The organism is Yersinia thracica, assembly GCF_902170565.1.
Taxonomy (GTDB): Bacteria; Pseudomonadota; Gammaproteobacteria; order Enterobacterales; family Enterobacteriaceae; genus Yersinia; species Yersinia thracica.
Genome location: NZ_CABHXX010000134.1, coordinates 14,005 through 38,564, shown reverse-complemented (window position 1 = coordinate 38,564; position 24,560 = coordinate 14,005). Strand labels below are relative to the sequence as shown.

Genomic DNA, 24,560 nt, shown 5'->3' with positions numbered 1-24,560 from the left:
CTTTTAGCGCTTTTTCAAAATCGAAAGATTGAGTCATATGTCATTCCTCTTTTTAAATACTTTAGCGGAATGACACAGAATTTCTAATACTCCTCATGAAATTGCAGGTGAGAGCGATGTTTATTCACCTGCAATTCCAGTGACTTTAGCAATACTAAAAACCAGATTTAGCGACCGCTGGTCAGTTTTTCCAGGTCAGCTTCAATTTCAGCAATCTTATTGGTCACTACACTCTCTAAATGACGCAAGTCATCCAGAATCTTACGTTTCAAATCAACTTCAACTTGATCGCGTTTGCACAGTTGATCAAGTTCATCAATGACATAGCGTAGATTTGGGTTGATTTCATTGATTTCTTTATAGCCATGACCAGCATTATCAGCGACCACTGTTTTGCGCTGGCGTGGGTATTTGAACTTCACACTCTTAGCAAAAAATTCACCTTTATCTTTGCGGAAGTAAATTTTCAGAATGTCGTTATTGGCCTCCTGACGCAGGCTATAGCGATCGACATCTTCTGGTTGTGTGATTCCTAAGCTTTTCAGATTGTCATACATAGCGCCACCTTTTTAGTTTTATCCCTTTCATATTTGGAATTGCTGGGGATTAGCTTGCGGTCTCCCTGTAAATGCCAATTACTTTAGGTATATATTCCACAGATTATGATTATGACGGTAATTTTCGCCAAAAAATGTGATGAACTCACAAGGCAAAAAAATAGCGGGTAATTAGCCCGCTATCTTCAATCTTAGTCGATGGTGCGTAATAACTCATTAATGCCGACTTTTCCGCGGGTTTTCGCGTCCACTTTCTTCACGATAACCGCGCAGTACAGGCTGTAGCTACCGTCTTTTGATGGCAGATTACCTGAAACGACGACAGAACCCGCTGGAACACGGCCATAATGGATTTCGCCGGTTTCGCGGTCATAAATACGGGTGCTTTGACCAATGAAAACGCCCATGGAAATAACCGAGCCTTCTTCAACAATAACCCCTTCGACCACTTCTGAACGCGCGCCGACAAAGCAGTTGTCCTCGATAATGGTTGGGTTAGCTTGCAGTGGCTCCAATACGCCGCCAATGCCAACGCCGCCAGACAGATGAACATTCTTACCGATTTGTGCGCAAGAACCCACTGTTGCCCATGTGTCGACCATGGTGCCCTCATCAACAAAAGCACCGATATTAACGTAGGAAGGCATCAGTACAGTATTACGCGCAATGTATGCGCCTTTACGCACGGTTGCCGGAGGTACGACACGGAAACCTTCACGTTGGAAACGGGCTTCATCATAGCCAGCAAACTTCATAGGGACTTTATCGTAGTAACGCGTTTCTGCGCCTTCCATAACCTGGTTGTCATTGATGCGGAAAGACAGCAGCACGGCTTTTTTCAGCCATTGGTGAGTGACCCACTGGCCATCAATCTTTTCTGCAACACGTAGCGCGCCGGTATCCAGCAGATCAATCACGTGGTTAATCGCTTCGCGTGTTACGGTGTCAACATTGGCCGGAGTGATATCTGCGCGGCGTTCGAAAGCGGTTTCAATAACGTTCTGTAGTTGCTGCATACTGTTCTTTCCTGATGTTTTACCCTTTGCTTGAAGTCGCTGCGGTGTGAGCTATAACTCCAAGGACGTTGGGTGGTCGATTGTAAGAAAATTAATGACTAAAAAGGTATTTGTATCACAGTTTATCGTTCGGATTGAGGGTATCTGTCAACCGTTGTGCTAATTCACGGCGAGTTTCAATGCTCAAAGCACGGCGGTCTTTATCTGCTAACACAAATAAATCCTCTACCCGCTCGCCGATTGTGGTGATGCGCGCACTGTGCAGTGATAATCCTAAATCAGCAAAAATGTCACCGACACGCGCTAATAAGCCGGGTTGGTCGAGCGCAATGAGTTCCAGATATGTCCGGCGTTCGTTGTGTGTTGGTAAGAAGTTGGTTTCAGTCTGTACGCTGAAATGCCGTAACTTGGGCGATAACCGCCTGACTCGTGGGTGTTGATAGTTTTGTCGAGTCATCGCTTGCTGCAAAGCATGGATGATAATAGGGTGCCGGTCTTGTGCCAATGGGCTGCCATCCGGCTCCAACACAATAAAAGTATCCATCGCCATGCCATCTCGATTAGTAAAAATCTGAGCGTCATGAACACTTAGGTTTCGGCGATCCAACTCACCGACAACAGCGGCAAATAATGACGGACGATCAGGGCACCAAATAAAGATTTCTGTCCCACCCCGTGTGGCCTGACGGCTTACCAGCACCAAGGGTTTGGTTGAGTCATGCTCCAGTAAATGACGGGCATGCCAGGCTAATTGATTGGGCGAATGGCGCAGGAAGTAATCTGCTCTACAGCGGCTCCAAATACGGTGCAGCGCTTCTTCATCAATATTATCCATGCGCAGCAATGCCAGCGCTTGTAGCCGATGATGGCGGACGCGCTCGCGTAAATCCGGGCTGTTTTGCATGCCGCGGCGCAGTTGCTTCTCTGTGGCGAAATAAAGTTCGCGCAATAGGCTTTGTTTCCAGCTATTCCATAGGTTTTCATTGGTGGCACAAATATCGGCCACTGTCAGGCTGACTAAATAACGCAGACGAGTTTCACTTTGCACCTCTGCGGAGAATTGCTGGATAACCGCCGGGTCTTGAATATCTCGGCGTTGAGCTGTCACTGACATCAATAGATGGCAGCGGACTAGCCAGGCAACTAATTGGGCCTCGCGTGAGTTCAGCCCATGTTGCTCGGCAAATTCCAGCACATCGTGAGCGCCCAATATTGAATGGTCACCCCCTCGTCCTTTGGCGATATCGTGGAACAGCGCCGCGAGCAGCAATAATTCAGGCTGAGGTAAACGCGGATAAAGTTCGACACAAAGAGGATGGCGTGGGCGGGTTGTTTCATCGGCGAAACTTTCGAGTTTTAGTAACACCCGGATAGTGTGCTCGTCGACGGTATAAGCATGAAAAAGGTCAAACTGCATTTGCCCGACAATACTGCCCCATTGCGGCATATAGGCCCACAGCACGCTATGGCGATGCATAGGTAACAGCGCACGGGAAACCGCCCCTGGGTGGCGCAAAATGGCCATAAACAGCCTGCGTGCTTCAGGGATATTGCATAATGACTGTTTCAGGTGCCGACGTGCATGGCGTAAACGGCGCACGGTAGTGGAGTAAATGCCCTTGATGTCCTGATTGCGCACCATGAGATAGAACATGCGCATTATAGCTTCAGGTTTATCAACAAAGAGATTTTCATCACGCAGATCGATTAAATCGCCACGCAACTGAAACTCATCATCCAGTGGTCGTGGTTTCTCATTGGCATCCAGCGCTAAGATGGCTTCATCAAATAGCTGTAACAGCATGTTGTTCAGTTCACTGACCCGGCGCGTCATACGATAAAAATCTTTCATCATACGTTCGACCGGCTCATTACCTTCGCCTTGATATTGCAGAAGTTGGGCAACACTCAGTTGGCGATCAAATAACAGGCGGTTGTCGTAGCGGGTCAGAACCAAATGCAAAGCAAAGCGGATGCGCCACAAAAAACTTTGGCTTTCAATCAGTTCGTTACGCTCGGCTTTAGTGAGAAAACCAAAATCAACCATTTCACTTAAAGATGTTGCGCCGAAATGGCGGCGGGCAACCCACTGTAAGGTATGAATATCTCTTAAGCCTCCGGGGCTGCTTTTAATATCTGGCTCCAGATTATAACTGGTGCCGTGATAGCGTTTATGCCGCTCTTGTTGCTCAACCAGCTTGGCATGGAAAAATTGGGGGGAGGGCCAGAAATTTTCGCTGAAAATATGTTTTTGCATCTGTAGGAACAGCGCGACATCGCCACAAATTAGACGCGATTCAATCATATTGGTGGCAACAGTGAGGTCGGCTAAACCTTCCAGTAAACACTCTTCCAGTGTGCGCACACTATGACCAACTTCCAGCTTCAAATCCCATAACAACGTAATTAATTGGCCGACTCGCGGAGCTTGTTCGTCGTTCAGGCGTTGTTTGGTCAGAATCAGGACATCGATATCAGATAGTGGATGCAATTCACCACGACCATAACCGCCGACGGCGACCAGTGCGGTTTCTGGCACATCATCAAAGCCATAGAATGTCCACAGTCGCCGCAACAAGTGGTCGATGTAATCACTGCGCGCAGCAATTAATGTCTCTGCACTGATTCCGCCATTGAATGCATCAGCCAACCAAGACTGGAAAGTCTCTAGCCGTTGCTTGAGTATCGGGCAATTCAGCTCGCTATCAAGATAGGTGGTCGGGGATGCGGGCTGCTCAGGAATGACCGGTGTGGTTATCAGCGATAGAGTATGCTCGGAGTGATTGTCAGACATATATTCCCCGTTGATAATAAAGACGCAACCCATAAAAAAACCGGCGGATGCCGGCTTGTCATATTACTCGTGCGTTATGATGTTGGGAATGGTGTCATCCTTGCGCAACGTCATTATTTCGCAGCCGTTATCAGTGACCACAATAGTATGCTCATACTGCGCCGACAAGCTGCGATCTTTAGTTTTTACTGTCCAACCGTCTTTCATGGTGCGGATGCGATAATCGCCAGCATTGACCATAGGTTCAATGGTGAAAGCCATACCGGCTTGCAGGACAACGCCACCGTCATCAGCGTCGTAGTGCAGAACTTGTGGCTCTTCATGGAAACCTTCACCAATGCCGTGGCCACAATATTCACGGACGACAGAGAAGTTTTCCGCTTCGACAAACTTCTGGATTTCTTTACCCAAGGTGCGCAGGCGGATACCCGGTTTGACCATTTTGATAGCCAGATACAGGCTCTCTTGGGTCACTCGACACAAACGCTCACCGAGGATGGTTGGTTTGCCGACAATAAACATTTTTGACGTGTCGCCATGGAAGCCGTCTTTAATCACGGTCACGTCGATGTTCACGATATCGCCATCTTTCAGGACTTTTTCGTCACTTGGAATGCCGTGGCAGATAACTTCATTGACCGAAATACACACTGACTTCGGAAAGCCGTGATAACCAAGACAAGCTGAAATCGCTTGCTGGTGATTGGTAATATGATCGTGACAAATACGATCAAGCTCGCCGGTAGTGACGCCTGGTTTTACGTGAGGTTCAATGATTTCCAGCACTTCAGCAGCCAAGCGGCCAGCAACGCGCATTTTTTGAATATCTTCAGGTGTTTTGATTGAGATTGCCATGCAAAAGTGTCCGTAGGGGCTGTAAGTATCAACCAGCCGCCGTGATATGAATAAGCAGGTAAATATCATATACCCTAAAAAAGCTGTCGCTAATGGTATCAGCCCAGCAATTTGCTGCCAAACTTTCCTTTGCAGTGACGACATTAAATACAACAAAAGTTGGTGTGTTGTGGCTGTTTATGGTATAAAGCGCGCCGGCGAATCGTACTATTTTCTTTGTTAGGAAATTATTCTTGGGTCTCTCTAGGGAGCCTGTGCATGTTCTGATAAGAAAGTACTATTTAGTCGAGTAATACCAATCGCACTCATATGTGTAAATAACACACACGTGTCGACACATACGCCGGGGTGCCCTAAAGTTTTTGATGATTATCAATCGCTTATGGGGTCGGCGTTATGGGACACGTGGAGGCATAACCCCAACTGATACTATAGAGGTTTTAATCATGGCAACTGTTTCCATGCGCGACATGCTCCAGGCCGGTGTTCACTTTGGTCACCAGACCCGTTACTGGAACCCGAAAATGAAGCCTTTCATCTTCGGCGCACGTAACAAAGTTCACATCATCAACCTGGAAAAGACCGTACCATTGTTCAATGAAGCTCTGGCTGAATTGAAAAAGATCTCTTCCCGTAAAGGTAAGATCTTGTTCGTTGGTACTAAACGCGCAGCAAGCGAAGCGGTAAAAGACGCTGCCAACAACTGCGACCAGTTCTTCGTGAACCATCGCTGGTTGGGCGGGATGCTGACTAACTGGAAAACTGTTCGTCAGTCCATCAAACGTTTGAAAGATTTGGAAATCCAGTCTCAAGACGGCACCTTTGACAAGCTGACCAAAAAAGAAGCGCTGATGCGTACTCGTGAACTGAACAAGCTGGAAAACAGCCTGGGCGGTATCAAAGACATGGGCGGCTTACCAGACGCACTGTTCGTTGTTGATGCTGATCACGAACACATCGCTATCAAAGAAGCTAACAACCTGGGTATCCCGGTATTCTCTATCGTTGATACTAACTCCGATCCAGATGGCGTTGACTTCATCATCCCAGGTAACGATGACGCAATCCGTGCAGTTAAACTGTACCTGAGCGCTGTTGCTACTGCCGTCACTGAAGGTCGTTCTCAAGATCTGGCCGTTCAAGCGGAAGAAAGCTTCGTAGAAGCTGAATAATAAGTCAGGCTCGTCGTGAGCCCTTATTAACCAGGTATTGAAATATGTTGGTTAGGGGGCCTTTTATAGGCCCCCTTTGCGTATCTAATGTGAGATCTTGTTTTCACAAGAGAACCGAGGAAATTGAAATGGTTGCTATTACCGCTGCTTTGGTAAAAGAACTGCGTGAGCGTACTGCCGCAGGCATGATGGAATGTAAAAAGGCGTTGGTTGAAGCTAACGGCGACATCGAGCTTGCCATCGACAATATGCGTAAATCTGGTCAGGCCAAAGCTGCCAAGAAAGCAGGCCGTATCGCTGCTGAAGGTATCATCCTGGCTAAAATTTCAGCCGACGGCAAATTCGGTGTGATTCTGGAACTGAACTGCGAAACTGACTTCGTTGCTAAAGATGCTGGCTTCAAAGCATTCGGCGAAGAAGTTATCAACGCAGCTTTGGCTGACAAAATCGCTGATATCGACGTTCTGAAAGCTAAGTTCGAAGAACAACGCGCTAACTTGGTGGCTAAAATCGGTGAGAACATCAACATTCGTCGTGTTGCTGTTCTGGAAGGCGATGTTCTGGGTACTTATCTGCACGGTGCACGTATCGGTGTTATGGTTGCGGCAACTGGCGCTGATGAAGAGTTGGTTAAGCACATTGCTATGCACATCGCTGCAAGCAAGCCTGAATACGTTAAGCCAGAAGATGTTCCTGCTGAGGTTGTTGCTCGCGAGCACCAAATCCAGTTGGACATCGCTATCGAATCCGGCAAACCGCGTGAAATTGCTGAGAAGATGGTTGAAGGCCGTATGCGTAAGTTCACCGGCGAAGTTTCTCTGACTGGTCAGAACTTCGTTATGGACCCAAGCAAAACTGTTGGCGATCTGTTGAAAGAGCACAAAGCTGACGTTGTAAACTTCATCCGCTTCGAAGTGGGCGAAGGCATTGAGAAAGTTGAGACTGACTTTGCTGCTGAAGTTGCAGCAATGAGCAAACAGTCTTAATGCTAAAAATGGGGCCGCCACCAGGCGGTTCCATTTTATCCACTCGATACCCGTCATATTTCAAGCTACAGGTACGTTGACTGCTTTTGTTCACCTCAGTTGTCGTCTTCCTGTCACTCGAGTTATTGAGGGTATAAGCTTAGGCTAGTCAGTTTTCAACGCCCAATACTGCATTGAAATCCTGACGGTCAAGTCCCCAATATTATTACTGCTGCTTAGGACAGAACACCATGGCAACCAATGCAAAACCCGTATATCAGCGTATCCTGCTTAAGCTTAGTGGCGAAGCCCTGCAAGGCGCAGAAGGTTTTGGTATCGACGCAAGCGTTTTGGATCGCATGGCTCAAGAAGTTAAAGAGCTGGTCGAATTGGGCATTCAAGTCGGTGTGGTGATTGGCGGCGGTAACTTGTTCCGCGGTGCCGGTTTGGCACAAGCAGGGATGAACCGCGTAGTGGGCGACCACATGGGAATGCTGGCTACCGTAATGAACGGCCTGGCAATGCGAGATGCACTGCACCGTGCCTATGTGAACGCCCGCCTGATGTCTGCTATTCCACTTAATGGTGTGTGTGATAATTACAGCTGGGCTGAAGCAATTAGCCTGCTGCGCCACAACCGCGTGGTCATTTTTGCTGCGGGTACCGGTAACCCATTTTTCACTACAGACTCCGCAGCTTGTCTGCGTGGCATCGAGATTGAAGCTGATGTTGTGTTAAAAGCAACAAAAGTCGATGGGGTGTACTCCGCAGATCCGGTGAAAAATCCTGACGCAACACTGTTTGAGCAGTTAACCTATCAGGACGTTTTAGAGCGAGAGCTGAAAGTTATGGATCTGGCGGCCTTCACTTTGGCCCGTGACCACAACCTGCCGATTCGTGTCTTCAACATGAATAAGCCTGGCGCTCTGCGCCGTGTGGTGATGGGTGAGAACGAAGGGACATTGATCACTAAAGAAGTGATACCGACAGTTAAATAAGCGACTGCCCGTGTTGTCGAGGGGTTGCCCCTAACGCCAGCAACTGTTGGTTTGTATATTCACTGGCTATACTCAAGGTATGGCCTGCCAAGTAACCAGTTTTCAAGGGTTCACAACGTGATTAACGAAATTAGAAAAGATACCGAAGTGCGTATGGAAAAATGCTTAGAAGCATTCCAGAATCACATCAGTAAGATCCGTACCGGCCGCGCTTCTCCAAGTATTCTTGATGGCATCCAGGTTGAGTATTATGGCACTGCAACGCCATTGCGCCAGTTGGCTAACATCGTCGTTGAAGACTCCCGGACTTTGGCTTTGACTGTTTTTGACCGCAGCCTCAGTGCCGCAGTTGAAAAAGCGATCATGACCTCTGATTTAGGCCTGAATCCTTCTTCTGCGGGCACCGTTATCCGTGTTCCACTGCCAGCATTGACAGAAGAACGCCGTAAAGACTTAATCAAAGTTGTTCGTGCAGAAGCAGAGCAGGGCCGCGTTTCTATTCGTAACGTGCGCCGCGATGCTAACGATAAAGTAAAAGCTTTGTTGAAAGATAAAGAGATCAGCGAAGATGAAGATCGTCGCTCTCAGGAAGACATACAAAAACTGACCGATGCCTTTATCAAGAAAGTTGATGCTGCGTTGGCTGCTAAAGAAACTGAGTTGATGGATTTCTAATCCTCATTCGCCATGACAAAGCGCCGCTTAGTTGGCGCTTTGTTTTAGCGGGTTCAATGTTTTATTAGATTGATGCCGCGCCTATCATAAAAACAGTTATTCAGAGTACTCTCATGAAGCAACTGACTATTCTTGGCTCTACAGGTTCCATCGGCAACAGCACTCTGGGTGTTGTGCGCACTAATCCTGAATTATTCAAAATCACCGCATTGGTTGCTGGTCGCAATGTTGATCAGATGGCCCAACAATGTCTCGAATTCGCTCCCCGTTATGCAGCTATGTCCGATGAAACTTCGGCTAAAGCATTGCGCCGGTTATTGGCAGAAAACGGTTCAAGAACAGAAGTTTACTCCGGCGAAAAAGCCGCGTGCGAGCTGGCGGCTATCGGCGATGTTGATCAGGTGATGGCGGCGATTGTCGGCGTCGCAGGTTTACCGTCAACACTGGCGGCTATCCGCGCCGGGAAACAAGTATTACTGGCCAACAAAGAGTCACTAATTACTTGTGGCAAGCTCTTTATGGATGAAGTGAAGCACAGCCGTGCACAACTGTTACCCATCGACAGCGAACATAATGCTATTTTTCAGAGTTTACCTGAAAAGGTTCAGTCTCAATTAGGCTATTCTTCACTGAGTGAGAATGGTGTTTCCCGCATTATCTTAACGGGCTCTGGTGGCCCACTGCGTGAAACTCCATTAGCACAATTTGTAGATGTCACCCCAGATCAAGCTTGTGCCCATCCAAACTGGTCTATGGGGCGCAAGATTTCGGTCGACTCAGCGACAATGATGAACAAAGGGCTGGAGTATATCGAAGCGCGGTGGTTATTTAATGCTAGCGCAGAACAGGTGGAAGTTATTTTACATCCTCAATCTGTTATTCATTCAATGGTGCGCTACCATGATGGTAGCGTATTGGCACAGATGGGTACGCCAGATATGCGAACACCGATTGCACATGCGATGGCGTATCCAATGCGGGTGAGTTCAGGCGTTGCACCACTAGATTTCTGCAACATACGCGAGCTGACTTTTGCGGAGCCAGATTATCAGCGTTATCCGTGCTTGAAATTGGCTATTGATGCATCAAATGCAGGGCAAGCCGCCACTACCGCCCTGAATGCAGCCAACGAAATTTCTGTCATGGCATTCTTGGATTCGCAAATTCGTTTCACTGATATTGCAGTGATTAATCGTACTGTTGTGGAGCAGTTATCATTACCAGAGCCAGCCAGTGTGGATGAGGTGTTGGTGATTGATCGTAAAGCCCGCGATATGGCGGTTCAAGTAATAGCGAAATTGAATAATTAAAAGCCTCCTTGGCTAATGTGGGAATTTGTTAGGACAAGGCTGAGATGATATAGTCTGCACTGTCAATGGGTAGATAGACTGTTGATTAGTGGCCCAATAGGTATTTAAACCGTCTATTTTGGCTGTCACTGAAGAAGCCGTGACTTGGTACACGGCTTTTTTTGTGCGCTTGCTGCCTAATGTTCGGGATGAACAATTGATTTATTGAGGAAATGAGTTCGCATTATGTCGTCTGTAAATGAAGATAGGGCTAACTTGTCCCCCGAGACCCCACGCCATGTTGCTATCATTATGGATGGCAATGGGCGTTGGGCCAAAAAACAGGGTAAATTAAGGGTTTTTGGTCATAAAGCGGGAGTGAAATCTGTTCGCAGAGCGGTCAGTTTTGCTGCTACTCATCAGTTGGATGCGCTCACGCTTTATGCTTTTAGCAGTGAAAACTGGAACCGCCCTGCTCAAGAAGTCACCGCATTAATGGAACTTTTTGTTCATGCGCTGGACAGCGAAGTAAAAAGTCTGCATAAACATAAAGTCCGGTTATCGGTAATTGGCGATATCAGTCGCTTTAGTGAACGTTTGCAGAAACGGATCCGTCGCTCAGAAGAGTTAACGGCAAATAATGACGGTCTGAGACTTAACATTGCTGCCAACTATGGTGGCCGTTGGGATATTATTCAGGGAGTGCGTCACTTAGCTGAGCAGGTACAGCGAGGGGAATTGCAACCCACAGATATTTGTGAAGAATCGCTAAATTCGCATATCTGCCTGCATGAGCAATCTGAGGTAGATTTAGTGATCAGAACCGGTGGTGAACATCGCATCAGTAATTTCTTGTTGTGGCAAATCGCCTATGCTGAACTTTACTTTACTGATGTACTCTGGCCTGATTTTGATGAACATGTCTTTGAAGGTGCGCTGAATGCATTTGCACAACGCGAGCGTCGCTTCGGGGGAACTACACCTATCGATGCCACTGCATCCTAGGGGGAACTTTTGCTGAAGTATCGTCTCATAACTGCTTTAATCTTGATTCCGGTTGTCATTGGTGCACTGTTCCTGCTTCCGCCGGTTGGTTTTGCTATTGTCACTCTTGTTGTCAGCATGCTTGCTGCTTGGGAATGGGGGCAATTAGCCGGGTTAGCCAGTCGTTCTCAGCGTATTTGGCTAGCCATACTGTGTGGTTTTTTACTGATCTCAATGTTGCTTAGCCTCCCGGCCTATCAACATTCAGCTCATCTTCCACAAGTGAGCGTGCCTCTCTGGCTTTCCATGGGCTGGTGGATCACTGCATTGCTGTTGGTGCTGACTTACCCACGCTCTGCGGTATTTTGGCGCGATTCACGTCTGTTGCGTATAGTTTTCGGTATTCTGACCATTGTCCCATTCTTCTGGGGCATGGTGGCACTACGCCAGTATGGCTATGAGCAGAACCATAATATTGGTGCCTGGTGGCTGCTTTATGTGATGCTGCTGGTGTGGGGAGCCGATTCTGGCGCCTACATGTTCGGTAAATTGTTCGGTAAACATAAATTGGCGCCTAAAGTCTCACCAGGTAAAACGTGGGAAGGATTAATTGGCGGTTTACTGACATCAGCTCTGATATCATGGTTGTTTGGTCGATATGCTCCATTGGATATCATCCCCGAAAAACTGTTAATCTGTTCCGTGGTCGCAGCATTGGCCTCGGTACTCGGCGATTTGACCGAAAGTATGTTTAAACGTGAAGCGGGAATCAAAGACAGTGGTCATTTGATTCCTGGTCATGGTGGGATACTGGATCGTATCGATAGCCTGACCGCAGCTGTGCCGGTATTTGCCTGCTTAATGCTGTTAGTGTTTTAATCCGTCACTGACGGGGAGTTTAGGGAATATGATGAGCATACTCTGGAGCCTGGCCGCGTTTATTATCGCACTGGGGATCTTAATTACAGTGCATGAGTTTGGCCACTTTTGGGTGGCACGGCGCTGTGGTGTCCGTGTCGAACGCTTTTCGATTGGTTTTGGTAAAGCGTTATGGCGTAGAACTGATCGTCAGGGAACCGAGTATGTTATCGCCCTCATCCCATTGGGTGGCTACGTTAAAATGTTGGATGAGCGCGTAGAGACTGTTGCTCCGGAGCTCCGTCATCAATCTTTTAACAATAAAACCATTTTACAACGTGCGGCAATCGTCAGCGCGGGCCCTATTGCTAACTTCCTTTTTGCTATCATTGCTTACTGGCTGGTGTTTATCATTGGCGTGCCAAGTGTACGTCCGGTTGTGGGTGATATTTCGCCACAATCCATTGCTGCGCAAGCCAATATTTCTCCAGGAATGGAACTTAAGTCTGTAGATGGCATCGAAACGCCTGATTGGGATTCTGTTCGTTTGGCTTTAATCAGTAAAATTGGCGATAAGCAAACACAAGTCGGTGTTGCTCCATTTGGCTCTGCTAATGTGGTGCAAAAGACCTTGGATTTGCGTCAGTGGCAATTTGAGCCAGATAAACAAGATCCAGTGGTTGCGTTAGGCATTATTCCGCGTGGCCCGCAGATTGAATCCGTCTTGGCAGAAGTCCAACCAGGGTCAGCGGCACAAAAGGCGGGTTTACAAGCAGGGGATAGGATAGTTAAAGTTAACGGTCAGTTGCTGGATCGTTGGCAATCATTTGTTTTACAAGTTCGAGATAACCCCGGTAAAGCGCTGGTGTTAGATATTGAAAGGGGTGGTACCCCCTTGTCTTTAACCTTGATACCAGATACAAAATCGGTTGGAGAAAACCGCAGTGAAGGTTTTGCGGGTGTAGTGCCGAAAGTTATACCGCTTCCGGATGAATATAAAACGATTCGCCAATATGGCCCGTTCACCGCACTCTACCAAGCTGGGGATAAAACCTGGCAGTTGATGCATTTGACGGTAAGCATGTTGGGTAAACTGATTACTGGTGATGTTAAGCTGAATAACTTGAGTGGCCCGATATCTATTGCACAAGGTGCTGGGGTTTCAGCTGAGTACGGGTTGGTGTATTACCTGATGTTTTTGGCACTGATCAGTGTCAACTTGGGCATTATCAATTTGTTCCCGTTACCGGTGTTAGATGGTGGACATCTGCTCTTCCTGGCGATAGAAAAGCTGAAGGGTGGGCCGGTTTCTGAGCGAGTACAGGACTTCAGTTATCGCATCGGCTCGATTTTGCTGGTGTTATTAATGGGGCTTGCACTTTTCAATGATTTCTCCCGTCTTTAACGGCAGGGGATAGGTTAGGAAGAACGCATAACAACGATGGCGATGAAAAAGTTGCTCATAGCGTCGCTGCTGTTTGGCAGCGCCACCGTATACGGTGCAGACGGGTTCGTAGTGAAAGATATTCATTTCGAAGGCCTGCAACGGGTCGCCGTCGGTGCGGCGTTACTTAATATGCCGGTTCGCGTAGGCGATACCGTCAGTGATGATGACATCGGTCAAACTATCCGTGCGTTGTTTGCTACAGGCAACTTCGAGGACGTTCGCGTCCTGCGCGATGGTGATACGCTGATTGTTCAAGTCAAAGAACGCCCAACGATTGCCAGCATCACTTTCTCCGGTAATAAAGCGGTGAAAGATGACATGCTTAAGCAGAATCTGGAGGCCTCTGGCGTCCGGGTTGGCGAAGCCCTGGACCGTACCACTATATCCAACATTGAAAAAGGACTCGAAGACTTCTACTACAGTGTGGGTAAATACAGTGCTTCAGTGAAGGCTGTTGTTACGCCATTGCCGCGTAATCGTGTTGATCTAAAACTGGTCTTTACCGAGGGTGTGTCTGCAAAAATTCAGCAGATCAACATCGTAGGTAACCACAGTTTCACAACTGATGAACTTATCTCGCGCTTCCAATTGCGCGATGAAGTGCCATGGTGGAACGTGGTCGGTGATCGTAAATATCAGAAGCAGAAACTGGCTGGTGACCTTGAAACCTTACGCAGTTTCTATCTGGATCGTGGTTATGCCCGGTTTAACATTGATTCGACCCAAGTGAGTTTGACGCCAGATAAAAAAGGCATCTATATCACTATCAATATTACTGAAGGCGACCAATACAAGCTTAACAGCGTGGTGGTGAGCGGTAATCTTGCGGGCCATCAATCTGAGGCGGATAAGCTGACCAAGATTGAGCCGGGTGAACTGTTTAACGGCAGTAAAGTGACGCGCATGGAAGAAGACATCAAGAAGATGTTGGGCCGCTATGGCTATGCTTACCCGCGCGTCGTATCTCAGCCTGAAATTAACGATGCTGATAAAACAGTTAAATTGCGTATCAATGTAGATGCGGGTAACCGTTTCTATGTCCGGAATGTCCGTTTCGAAGGCAATGACACCAGTAAAGACTCAGTGTTGCGCCGTGAAATGCGTCAAATGGAAGGTGCATGGCTGGGTAATGATCAAGTCGAAGCCGGTAAAGAACGTCTGAACCGTTTAGGATATTTCGAGACTGTTGATGTTGAAACTCAACGTGTCCCAGGAACGGCTGATCAGGTCGATGTTACTTACAAAGTTAAGGAACGAAACACGGGTAGTCTGAACTTTGGTATCGGTTACGGTACTGAAAGTGGCGTGAGCTTCCAGGTTGGCGTGCAGCAAGATAACTGGTTGGGTACGGGTAACACTGTCGGTATTAACGGCACGAAAAACGACTACCAGACCTATGCTGAGTTTACCTTAACTGACCCATACTTCACCGTTGACGGTGTCAGTCTGGGCGGGCGTATCTTCTATAATGATTTTAAAGCAGATAACGCAGACCTGTCCGGTTATACCAACAGCAGCTATGGCGTTGACGGTACTTTAGGCTTCCCAATCAATGAGAATAACTCATTGCGTGTTGGCTTAGGTTACGTCCACAACGACCTGTCTGATATGGAACCGCAAGTTGCGATGTGGCGCTATCTAGAATCAGTAGGCCAACGTCCTGACTATACTGGGCGTACGGGCTTTACTACTGATGACTTTACGCTGAATCTGGGTTGGACATACAACAACCTTGACCGTGGCTTCTTCCCAACGTCGGGTGTGAAATCCTCGGTGAATACGAAAGTGACTGTACCTGGCTCAGATAATGAGTTCTACAAAGTCACATTCGATACATCAGCATACCAGCCATTAGATGAAGATCGTTCATGGGTGCTGTTGGGCCGTGGTCGCTTGGGTTACGGTGGCGGCATCGGTTCGAAAGAAATGCCATTCTACGAGAACTTCTATGCCGGTGGCGCTAGCTCTGTCCGTGGTTTCCGCTCTAATAACATTGGTCCAAAAGCGGCGTATTATACCGATAATGGGAAGGGCGTTAATAACTCTACCGATGCGGTAGGGGGGAACGCCATGGCGGTGGCCAGTTTAGAACTGATTACACCGACACCGTTCATTAGTGAGAAATACTCGAACTCTGTACGCACTTCAGTCTTCATTGACTCAGGTACCGTATGGGATACCAATTGGGAAAATACCGCTCAAACACGAGCAGCAGGTATTCCTGATTACAGTAAAGCTAGCAATATTCGTGTCTCTGCCGGTGTGGCACTACAATGGATGTCACCATTGGGGCCTTTAGTGTTCTCATACGCTAAACCGGTTAAAGATTATGAAGGCGATAAGTCAGAGCAATTCCAGTTTAACATCGGTAAAACTTGGTAATTGATTGGCAAAGTAGCACTGAATTTTAAAGACAGCACTGGTAGTTGAAATAACCTAAAGTAGCGTTGGCTTAGGCTGGCGCTATCTTAGGTATTATTCAGTATTAAGTGCACTTCAAGGTGTCTCTGACACAAACGGGTAATGGTAAGGAGTTTATAGTGAAAAAGTGGTTGTGTGCCGCAGGTCTTGGTTTAGCATTGGCAGCTTCTGCCAGCGTTCAAGCCGCAGACAAGATTGCTATTGTTAACGTTTCCAGCATTTTCCAACAATTACCTGCGCGTGAAACCGTAGCTAAGCAGCTGGAGAATGAATTCAAAGGCCGTGCAACCGAACTGCAAGGAATGGAGCGCGATCTGCAGACTAAAATGCAGAAGCTGCAACGTGACGGTTCTACCATGAAAGCGAGTGATCGTACTAAGCTGGAAAGCGACGTAATGAAACAGCGTGAAACTTTCTCTACTAAAGCCCAGGCTTTTGAGCAAGATAATCGCCGTCGTCAGATGGAAGAACGTAACAAAATTCTGAGCCGTATTCAGGATGCTGTTAAATCTGTCGCCAGCAAAGGTGGTTATGACGTGGTGATTGATGCAAATGCTGTTGCATATGCAGATCCTTCAAAAGATATCACTGCTGACGTGCTGAAACAGGTTAAATAAAACATGCCTTCAATTCGACTGGCTGATTTAGCCCAGCAGTTGGATGCACAGGTGCACGGTGATGGCTCTCTTGTCATCACCGGCATCGCTTCTATGCATTCTGCCGAGCCTTCGCAAATCACATTCTTGTCAAACAGCCGTTATCAAGAACAACTCGCAACTTGCAATGCAGGTGCGGTGGTGCTGACTGAGGCTGACTTACCTTTCTGTAAATCGGCGGCCCTGGTGGTTAAAAATCCATATTTAACCTATGCGCGCATGGCACAGATAATGGATACCACACCTCAGCCTGCGCAAGATATCGCCCCAAGTGCGGTGATTTCTCCACAGGCAACATTGGGCGAGAACTTATCTATCGGTGCGAATGCAGTGATAGAGTCTGGTGTTGTGCTGGGCGATAACGTGGTTATCGGTGCTGGCTGTTTTATTGGTAAGGATACTCACATTGGTGCTGGTAGCCGTTTGTGGGCCAATGTCTCCGTTTATCATGAAGTTGTCATTGGGCAAAACTGTCTGATTCAATCCGGTACGGTCATTGGTGCAGATGGTTTTGGCTATGCAAATGATCGTGGCAACTGGATAAAAATACCGCAGCTTGGTTCTGTACATATTGGCGACCGTGTTGAGATTGGCGCTTGTACAACAATTGACCGTGGTGCGCTGGATAATACGATTATTGGTAATGGCGTCATCATTGATAACCAATGTCAGATTGCACATAACGTTGTGATTGGCGACAATACCGCGGTTGCGGGTGGTGTTATCATGGCAGGTAGTCTGAAAGTTGGACGCTATTGTATGATAGGCGGCGCAAGTGTGATCAATGGTCATATGGAGATTTGTGACAAAGTCACAATCACCGGAATGGGAATGGTGATGCGCCCAATCACTGAACCTGGGTTATACTCCTCCGGTATTCCGCTACAACCCAATAAAGTGTGGCGCAAAACAGCTGCTTTAGTGATGAATATTGATGGAATTAATAAACGCTTAAAAGCGATTGAGCGCAAAATCGATAAAGAATAATCACTTAAGCCCGAAACTCTGAGCAAATAATCAAACTTATTGGCAATTGATGCCAAAAGTAAGTGTAAAGAGTTCCTAATTTGCGGCCTGCCTAATGCCTCCCTTTTGGGGCAGTGCAGGCCGTGTTGTTGATAGCATCAGTTTTTAGACAGGAAGAGTATTTTGACTACTGACACTCATACTCTGCACATTGAAGAGATTCTGGATCTACTCCCGCACCGTTTTCCGTTTTTGCTGGTAGATCGTGTCCTTGATTTTGAGGAAGGGAAATTTCTGCGTGCAGTGAAGAACGTCTCTTTCAACGAGCCATTTTTCCAAGGCCATTTTCCAGGTAAGCCCATCTTCCCTGGTGTGCTGATATTAGAAGCTATGGCTCAGGCTACCGGGATTTTGGCGTTTAAGAGCCGCGGTAAACTTGAACCAGGTGAGCTTTATTATTTTGCTGGTATTGATGACGCTCGCTTTAAACGCCCAGTAGTGCCTGGCGATCAAATGATCATGGAAGTTGAGTTTGTTAAAGAGCGCCGTGGTCTGACCCGTTTTACTGGTGTTGCGAAAGTTGATGGTGAAATCGTTTGTACGGCAACAATGATGTGTGCTCGTAGCAAACCAGCAACAGCTGTAGTTGGAAAGGCTGAAGTTGGAAAGGCTGAAGTTGGAAAGTCTGAAGTTGGAAAGTCTGAAGCTGCAAAGTCTGAAGTTAAGGAGTCTTGATACGTGATTGACAAAACCGCCGTTATCCATCCAAGTTCTATCGTTGAAGAAGGTGCCGTTATTGGCGCCGGCGTTCGTATTGGCCCCTTTTGCTTTGTCGGATCCCAGGTGGAAATCGGCGCTGGCACGGAACTGAAATCCCATGTCGTCGTTAATGGAATAACAAAAATCGGCAGTGATAATCAGATTTATCAGTTTGCTTCGATTGGTGAAGCAAATCAGGATCTGAAATATGCTGGCGAACCTACTCGCGTAGAGATCGGTGACCGTAATCGTATCCGTGAAAGTGTTTCTATCCACCGAGGCACCGTGCAAGGTGGTGGATTAACGAAAGTAGGCAGCGATAATTTACTGATGATTAATGCCCATATTGCCCATGACTGTATCATTGGCAATCGTTGTATTCTTGCGAATAATGCAACATTGGGTGGTCATGTAGAAATCGACGATTTTGCCATTATTGGCGGAATGACTGCTATCCACCAATTCTGCGTGATTGGTGCGCATGTGATGGTGGGCGGTTGTTCTGGTGTAGCTCAGGATGTGCCTCCTTTTGTCATCGCTCAAGGTAACCACGCGACACCATTCGGTATCAATATCGAAGGGTTAAAACGCCGTGGTTTCGACAAAGAATCACTCCATGCTATCCGCAATGCATACAAATTATTGTATCGCAGTGGCCGGACATTGGATGAAGTGAAACCTGAAATTGCTGAATTGGCGGAACAGCATCCATCAGTTCAAGCATTCATTGATTTCTTTGCTCGTTCGACTCGCGGTATTATTCGCTGACTTATGCAAAATAGCCCATTATCTGTTGATCGACCGTCAAGCGGCGGGCGTCCTTTAACTATAGGTTTAGTCGCCGGTGAAACCTCCGGCGACATCTTAGGTGCAGGATTGATTCGTGCGCTGAAAGCTCAGGTTCCTGATGCTCGCTTTGTTGGTGTAGCAGGGCCGCTGATGCAAGCTGAAGGATGTGAAGCCTGGTTTGAAATGGAAGAGTTGGCAGTGATGGGCGTTGTTGAAGTGTTAGAGCGCCTGCCACGTCTACTGAAAATCCGAAAAGAGCTGACTCAGCGTTTTAGCGAGCTATCGCCGGATGTTTTTGTCGGTATCGATGCTCCTGATTTCAATATTACCCTCGAAGGGCGCTTGAAACAGCGTGGCATACGAACCGTTCATTATGTCAGCCCATCCGTGTGGGCCTGGCGGCAAAAACGTGTTTTCAAAATTGGCAAAGCGACCGATATGGTGCTCGCCTTCCTTCCTTTTGAAAAAGCGTTTTACGATCGTTTTAATGTTCCCTGCCGTTTTATCGGCCATACCATGGCGGACACTATGCCATTGGCTCCCGATAAACACGCGGCAAAAGCTGAGCTTGGTATTGCACCCAATACACCTTGTCTGGCTTTATTGCCGGGTAGTCGCCATTCTGAAGTCGAAATGCTCAGTGGTGACTTCCTGCGCACCGCAGCCATTCTGAAGCAACAACTGCCCAATCTGGAAGTGCTGGTTCCGCTGGTGAATAGCAAGCGCCGTGAGCAATTCGAGCGAATTAAGGCCGAAGTTACCCCGGATCTGTCAGTACATTTACTTGATGGCAATGCCCGTCTGGCGATGATTTCTGCTGATGCGACGTTACTGGCTTCCGGTACTGCTGCATTAGAATGCATGTTGGCCAAGTGCCCAATGGTAGTTGGTTATCGTATGAAACCTTTCACATTCTGGTTAGCCGAGCGGTTGGTTAAAACTCCTTATGTCTCATTGCCCAATTTGTTGGCTGGTGAAGAGCTAGTGACAGAGTTGTTGCAACAAGAGTGTCAACCGCAGAAACTAGCAGATGCGCTGCTGCCTTTATTGCAAGGTGGAGAGGCGGTTGAGGCCTTAAAAGAGCGCTTCCTGATCTTACATCAGAGCATCCGCTGTGGTGCGGATGAACAGGCGGCACAGGCTGTATTGGAGTTAGCCGGACGATGACTGATATTTTTATTTATCCACAAGCAAACTTGATTGCGGGTGTGGATGAAGTGGGCCGTGGCCCTTTAGTGGGGGCCGTTGTTACCGCTGCAGTTATTCTCGATCCGAAACGGCCAATTGCGGGCTTAGCTGACTCAAAAAAACTGAGTGAAAAGCGCCGTTTATCACTTTATGACGAAATTACAGACAAGGCCTTATCATGGAGCCTTGGTCGCGCTGAGCCAGAAGAAATTGATCATCTAAATATATTGCACGCAACTATGCTGGCAATGCAAAGGGCGGTAGCAGGGCTGCATATAACCCCCGATTATGTCTTGATTGACGGTAATCGGTGCCCGAAGCTGGTTATGCCGTCATTGGCTGTAGTGAAAGGTGACAGTCGGGTAGCTGAGATAAGCGCCGCTTCAATTCTGGCTAAAGTAACCCGTGATCGCGAAATGACTGAGCTGGATCTTCAATTTCCCGGATATGGTTTCGCGCAACACAAAGGTTATCCAACCGCTGTCCATTTGGAAAAATTGGCAACTTTGGGTGCAACTGAACATCATCGGCGCAGTTTTGGCCCGGTTAAACGTGTGCTGGGTTTAGTGTAAACAGTGACTTGCATCTATAAAATAAAGCAACATCCATAACGTATGTATATGATTCCTTGGCAATGAATCGCTGGGGATATGATTCAATCCACTAATTTCTGGTATCTGGATATGGCCGAACCTCGTTTTGTCCACCTGCGTGTTCATAGCGATTACTCCATGATCGATGGATTAGCCAAGATTGGACCCTTGGTGAAGAGAGCTGCCGCCTTAGGCATGCCCGCTCTGGCCATTACCGACTTTACCAACCTATGTGGCTTGGTAAAATTCTACGGTAGCGCTCATGGTGCTGGGATTAAACCCATCATTGGCGCAGACTTTTACGTGCAAAGTGAAATTTTAGGTGATGAATTAGCTCACCTCACTGTTCTGGCACGTAATAATGAAGGTTATCAAAACCTTACTTTGCTGATATCTGAAGCTTATCAACGCGGATATGGCGCAGCAGGCCCTATCATTGACCGTGACTGGCTGATTAAACATAAACAAGGCCTGATTCTGCTGTCTGGTGGTCGGATGGGGGATGTTGGCAAGTTTATTCTGCGGGGTAATCATGCTCAGGTTGATTTGTGCCTTGAGTTTTATCAAGAGCATTTTCCTGGCTGCTACTATCTGGAATTAATTCGGACTGGCCGCCCGGATGAAGAAAACTACCTGCATGCCGCTGTAGCATTAGCAACTGAGCGTGGCTTGCCGGTAGTCGCGACCAATGATGTGCGTTTTATCGATGAATCTGACTTTGATGCCCATGAGATCCGCGTGGCTATTCATGACGGTTTTACATTGGTTGACCCTAAGCGGCCTAAGAATTATAGCCCCCAGCAATTTATGCGCGATGAAGAGCAGATGTGCGAGCTTTTCGCGGATATTCCTGAGGCGCTGATTAACAGTGTTGAAATAGCCAAACGTTGTAATGTGACTATCCGGCTTGGTGAGTATTTCCTACCGCAATTCCCCACCGGCGATATGAGCACAGAAGACTTTCTGGTTGAAAAGTCTAAACAAGGTTTAGAAGAGCGGTTGGAATTCCTATTCCCTGACCCTGAAGTTCGGGTACAAAAACGCCCTGAATATGATGAACGTCTGGAAATTGAACTAAAAGTTATTAACCAGATGGGCTTCCCTGGTTACTTCTTGATTGTAATGGAATTTATCCAGTGGTCAAAAGATAACGGCGTGCCGGTAGGGCCGGGGCGCGGTTCTGGTGCGGGTTCTTTGGTGGCTTATGCGCTGAAAATTACCGATCTCGATCCACTGGAATTTGACCTGCTATTCGAACGTTTTCTAAACCCCGAACGTGTATCAATGCCCGACTTCGACGTTGACTTCTGCATGGAAAAACGCGATCTGGTCATTGAACATGTGGCTGAAATGTATGGCCGTGATGCTGTTTCTCAGATAATTACCTTTGGTACCATGGCAGCCAAAGCGGTCATCCGCGATGTGGGCCGAGTCTTGGGCCATCCTTATGGTTTCGTTGACCGTATCTCAAAGTTAGTCCCGCCAGATCCAGGCATGACGCTAGAGAAAGCATTCGCTGCGGAACCGCAACTGCCTGAAATCTATGAGGCAGATGAAGAAGTTAGAGCGCTAATTGATATGGCGCGTAAGTTGGAAGGGGTAACGCGCAACGCTGGTAAACATGCCGGTGGGGTGGTTATCGCACCAACAAAAATTACCGATTTTGCCCCGCTATACTGCGATGCAGAAGGGAATAACCCGGTTACTCAGTTCGATAAGAATGATGTGGAATATGCCGGGTTGGTGAAGTTCGACTTCTTGGGTTTGCGAACACTCACTATCATTAACTGGGCATTGGAGATGATCAACGCCCGGCGCGCGAAAACCGGGTTAGAGCCGATTGATATCGCCTCTATTCCGCTGGATGATAAAAAAAGCTTCGATATGCTACAACGTTCTGAAACGACGGCGGTATTCCAGCTTGAATCCAGAGGTATGAAGGATCTTATTAAGCGCCTAAAACCTGACTGCTTCGAAGATATGATCGCGTTGGTGGCATTATTCCGCCCCGGCCCATTGCAATCAGGGATGGTTGATAACTTCATTGACCGCAAACATGGCCGTGAAGCAATATCCTATCCTGACATTGAATGGCAGCATGAATCACTAAAACCAGTTCTTGAGCCAACCTATGGCATCATTTTATATCAAGAACAGGTTATGCAGATTGCTCAGGTTTTGTCTGGTTATTCACTCGGCGGCGCGGATATGTTGCGGCGTGCGATGGGTAAGAAGAACCCAGAGGAAATGGCGAAACAGCGCTCTATATTTGAAGATGGTGCGAAAAGCCAGGGGGTCGAGGGTGAACTGGCGATTAAGATTTTTGACCTGGTAGAGAAATTTGCTGGTTACGGTTTTAACAAGTCACACTCCGCCGCTTATGCTTTGGTTTCTTACCAAACTTTGTGGTTGAAAGCCCATTATCCGGCGGAGTTTATGGCGGCGGTAATGACGGCCGATATGGATAACACCGATAAGGTGGTGGGTCTGGTCGATGAGTGCTGGCGAATGGGGCTGAAGATTTTGCCTCCTGATATCAACAGCGGCCTGTATCATTTTCATGTTAATGATGAAGGCGAGATTGTTTATGGTATCGGCGCGATTAAAGGTGTCGGCGAGGGGCCGATTGAGGCCATGTTGGAAGCCCGCAAAGAAGGCGGCTACTTCAAAGAGCTGTTTGATTTATGTGCCAGAGTCGATACTAAAAAACTTAATCGCCGGATTTTAGAAAAGCTTATTATGTCCGGTGCCTTTGACCGTCTGGGGCCGCACCGCGCTGCATTAATGAGTTCGCTGGGCGAAGCATTAAAAGCCGCCGACCAACATGCTAAGGCAGAAGCCATTGGTCAGGTTGATATGTTTGGTGTATTAGCAGATGCTCCTGAGCAGGTTGAGCAATCTTATGCTAATGTGCCGCCGTGGCAGGAACAGATTGTTTTAGACGGTGAGCGGGAAACGTTGGGGCTGTACCTGACCGGCCACCCCATCACCCAATATCTTAAGGAAATAGAACGTTATGCCGGCGGGCTGCGTTTGAAAGATATGCACCCGACGGATCGGGGCAAAATGACCATGGCTGCGGGGCTGGTTATCGCGTCGAGGGTTATGGTGACAAAACGCGGAAATCGTATTGGCATTTGTACATTGGATGACCGTTCTGGGCGTCTTGAAGTCATGCTATTCACCGATGCCTTGGAAAAATATCAGCATTTGTTGGAAAAAGACCGTATCCTGATAGCCACCGGACAGGTCAGCTTTGATGACTTTAGTGGTGGACTTAAAATGACCGCCCGTGAGTTAATGGACATCAGTGAAGCTCGTGAAAAATATGCCCGTGGGCTTGCTATATCGCTGACTGACAGGCAAATTGATGACCAGCTTTTGAACCGTCTCCGTCAGTCGTTGGAACCCCATCGAGCGGGGACGATCCCAGTGCATCTTTATTACCAACGGGAAGATGCTCGCGCCCGGCTGCGGTTTGGAGCCACATGGCGCGTGACGCCCACCGATCGCTTATTGATAGATTTGCGAACGTTGGTAGGTAATGAGCAGGTGGAACTGGAATTTGACTAAAATAG

20 protein-coding genes are annotated in these 24,560 nt (G+C 47.6%); 16 read left to right on the top strand and 4 right to left on the bottom strand.

Annotated features, from left to right (window positions below):
• Positions 1-167: 167 nt before the first annotated feature.
• From FTA91_RS18845 to map, 4 genes are all read right to left on the bottom strand, one after another.
• A complete protein-coding gene (locus tag FTA91_RS18845) occupies positions 168-557 on the bottom strand; it encodes a DUF3461 family protein (RefSeq protein WP_005164058.1) in 390 nt (129 codons plus the stop codon).
• A gap of 191 nt (positions 558-748) precedes the next feature.
• On the bottom strand, positions 749-1,573 hold the full coding sequence (dapD, locus tag FTA91_RS18840; protein WP_050113922.1) for a 2,3,4,5-tetrahydropyridine-2,6-dicarboxylate N-succinyltransferase: 825 nt from the start codon (positions 1,571-1,573) through the stop codon (positions 749-751).
• A 115-nt stretch (positions 1,574-1,688) separates the two neighbouring features.
• Complete coding sequence (glnD, locus tag FTA91_RS18835; protein ID WP_145583762.1) at positions 1,689-4,367, bottom strand: bifunctional uridylyltransferase/uridylyl-removing protein GlnD; 2,679 nt, start codon at positions 4,365-4,367, stop codon at positions 1,689-1,691.
• Positions 4,368-4,430: 63 nt separating this feature from the next.
• A complete protein-coding gene (map, locus tag FTA91_RS18830; protein WP_050078629.1) occupies positions 4,431-5,222 on the bottom strand; it encodes a type I methionyl aminopeptidase in 792 nt (263 codons plus the stop codon).
• Positions 5,223-5,668: 446 nt separating this feature from the next.
• Between map and rpsB the strand changes: the two genes are divergently transcribed.
• From rpsB to dnaE, 16 genes are all read left to right on the top strand, one after another.
• The gene (gene rpsB / locus FTA91_RS18825) at positions 5,669-6,394 is read left to right on the top strand and encodes a 30S ribosomal protein S2 (protein WP_050113925.1); all 726 of its coding nucleotides are present in this window, start codon (positions 5,669-5,671) and stop codon (positions 6,392-6,394) included.
• A 128-nt stretch (positions 6,395-6,522) separates the two neighbouring features.
• The gene (gene tsf / locus FTA91_RS18820) at positions 6,523-7,380 is read left to right on the top strand and encodes a translation elongation factor Ts (RefSeq protein ID WP_050113927.1); all 858 of its coding nucleotides are present in this window, start codon (positions 6,523-6,525) and stop codon (positions 7,378-7,380) included.
• 230 nt (positions 7,381-7,610) lie between these two features.
• The gene (gene pyrH / locus FTA91_RS18815) at positions 7,611-8,357 is read left to right on the top strand and encodes a UMP kinase (RefSeq protein WP_050113929.1); all 747 of its coding nucleotides are present in this window, start codon (positions 7,611-7,613) and stop codon (positions 8,355-8,357) included.
• Between the two features lie 117 nt (positions 8,358-8,474).
• Positions 8,475-9,032, top strand: coding sequence for a ribosome recycling factor (gene frr / locus FTA91_RS18810; protein ID WP_004391701.1), 558 nt, complete (start codon positions 8,475-8,477; stop codon positions 9,030-9,032).
• 113 nt (positions 9,033-9,145) lie between these two features.
• Positions 9,146-10,342 carry a 1-deoxy-D-xylulose-5-phosphate reductoisomerase gene (gene ispC / locus FTA91_RS18805; protein WP_145533890.1) on the top strand — a complete coding sequence of 399 codons (1,197 nt, stop codon included), beginning with the start codon at positions 9,146-9,148 and terminating at the stop codon, positions 10,340-10,342.
• 225 nt (positions 10,343-10,567) lie between these two features.
• Positions 10,568-11,326 carry a (2E,6E)-farnesyl-diphosphate-specific ditrans,polycis-undecaprenyl-diphosphate synthase gene (gene ispU, locus FTA91_RS18800; protein ID WP_050113932.1) on the top strand — a complete coding sequence of 253 codons (759 nt, stop codon included), beginning with the start codon at positions 10,568-10,570 and terminating at the stop codon, positions 11,324-11,326.
• 9 nt (positions 11,327-11,335) lie between these two features.
• On the top strand, positions 11,336-12,184 hold the full coding sequence (gene cdsA / locus FTA91_RS18795) for a phosphatidate cytidylyltransferase (protein WP_145533893.1): 849 nt from the start codon (positions 11,336-11,338) through the stop codon (positions 12,182-12,184).
• A 28-nt stretch (positions 12,185-12,212) separates the two neighbouring features.
• A complete protein-coding gene (gene rseP / locus FTA91_RS18790; protein ID WP_050113936.1) occupies positions 12,213-13,568 on the top strand; it encodes a sigma E protease regulator RseP in 1,356 nt (451 codons plus the stop codon).
• A 36-nt stretch (positions 13,569-13,604) separates the two neighbouring features.
• Positions 13,605-15,992, top strand: coding sequence for an outer membrane protein assembly factor BamA (bamA, locus tag FTA91_RS18785; RefSeq protein ID WP_050113937.1), 2,388 nt, complete (start codon positions 13,605-13,607; stop codon positions 15,990-15,992).
• A gap of 158 nt (positions 15,993-16,150) precedes the next feature.
• The gene (skp, locus tag FTA91_RS18780) at positions 16,151-16,648 is read left to right on the top strand and encodes a molecular chaperone Skp (protein WP_032820361.1); all 498 of its coding nucleotides are present in this window, start codon (positions 16,151-16,153) and stop codon (positions 16,646-16,648) included.
• A 3-nt stretch (positions 16,649-16,651) separates the two neighbouring features.
• Positions 16,652-17,674, top strand: a complete 1,023-nt coding sequence (lpxD, locus tag FTA91_RS18775) for a UDP-3-O-(3-hydroxymyristoyl)glucosamine N-acyltransferase (RefSeq protein WP_050113939.1) — start codon at positions 16,652-16,654, stop codon at positions 17,672-17,674.
• A gap of 162 nt (positions 17,675-17,836) precedes the next feature.
• Complete coding sequence (gene fabZ, locus FTA91_RS18770; protein WP_145533896.1) at positions 17,837-18,388, top strand: 3-hydroxyacyl-ACP dehydratase FabZ; 552 nt, start codon at positions 17,837-17,839, stop codon at positions 18,386-18,388.
• 3 nt (positions 18,389-18,391) lie between these two features.
• Positions 18,392-19,180, top strand: a complete 789-nt coding sequence (lpxA, locus tag FTA91_RS18765) for an acyl-ACP--UDP-N-acetylglucosamine O-acyltransferase (RefSeq protein WP_004391689.1) — start codon at positions 18,392-18,394, stop codon at positions 19,178-19,180.
• A gap of 3 nt (positions 19,181-19,183) precedes the next feature.
• The gene (gene lpxB, locus FTA91_RS18760; RefSeq protein WP_145533899.1) at positions 19,184-20,368 is read left to right on the top strand and encodes a lipid-A-disaccharide synthase; all 1,185 of its coding nucleotides are present in this window, start codon (positions 19,184-19,186) and stop codon (positions 20,366-20,368) included.
• Positions 20,365-20,961, top strand: a complete 597-nt coding sequence (gene rnhB, locus FTA91_RS18755) for a ribonuclease HII (RefSeq protein ID WP_145533902.1) — start codon at positions 20,365-20,367, stop codon at positions 20,959-20,961. The genes lpxB and rnhB overlap by 4 nt, the downstream gene beginning before the upstream one ends.
• 111 nt (positions 20,962-21,072) lie before the next feature.
• On the top strand, positions 21,073-24,555 hold the full coding sequence (gene dnaE, locus FTA91_RS18750) for a DNA polymerase III subunit alpha (RefSeq protein ID WP_050113979.1): 3,483 nt from the start codon (positions 21,073-21,075) through the stop codon (positions 24,553-24,555).
• Positions 24,556-24,560: the final 5 nt, after the last annotated feature.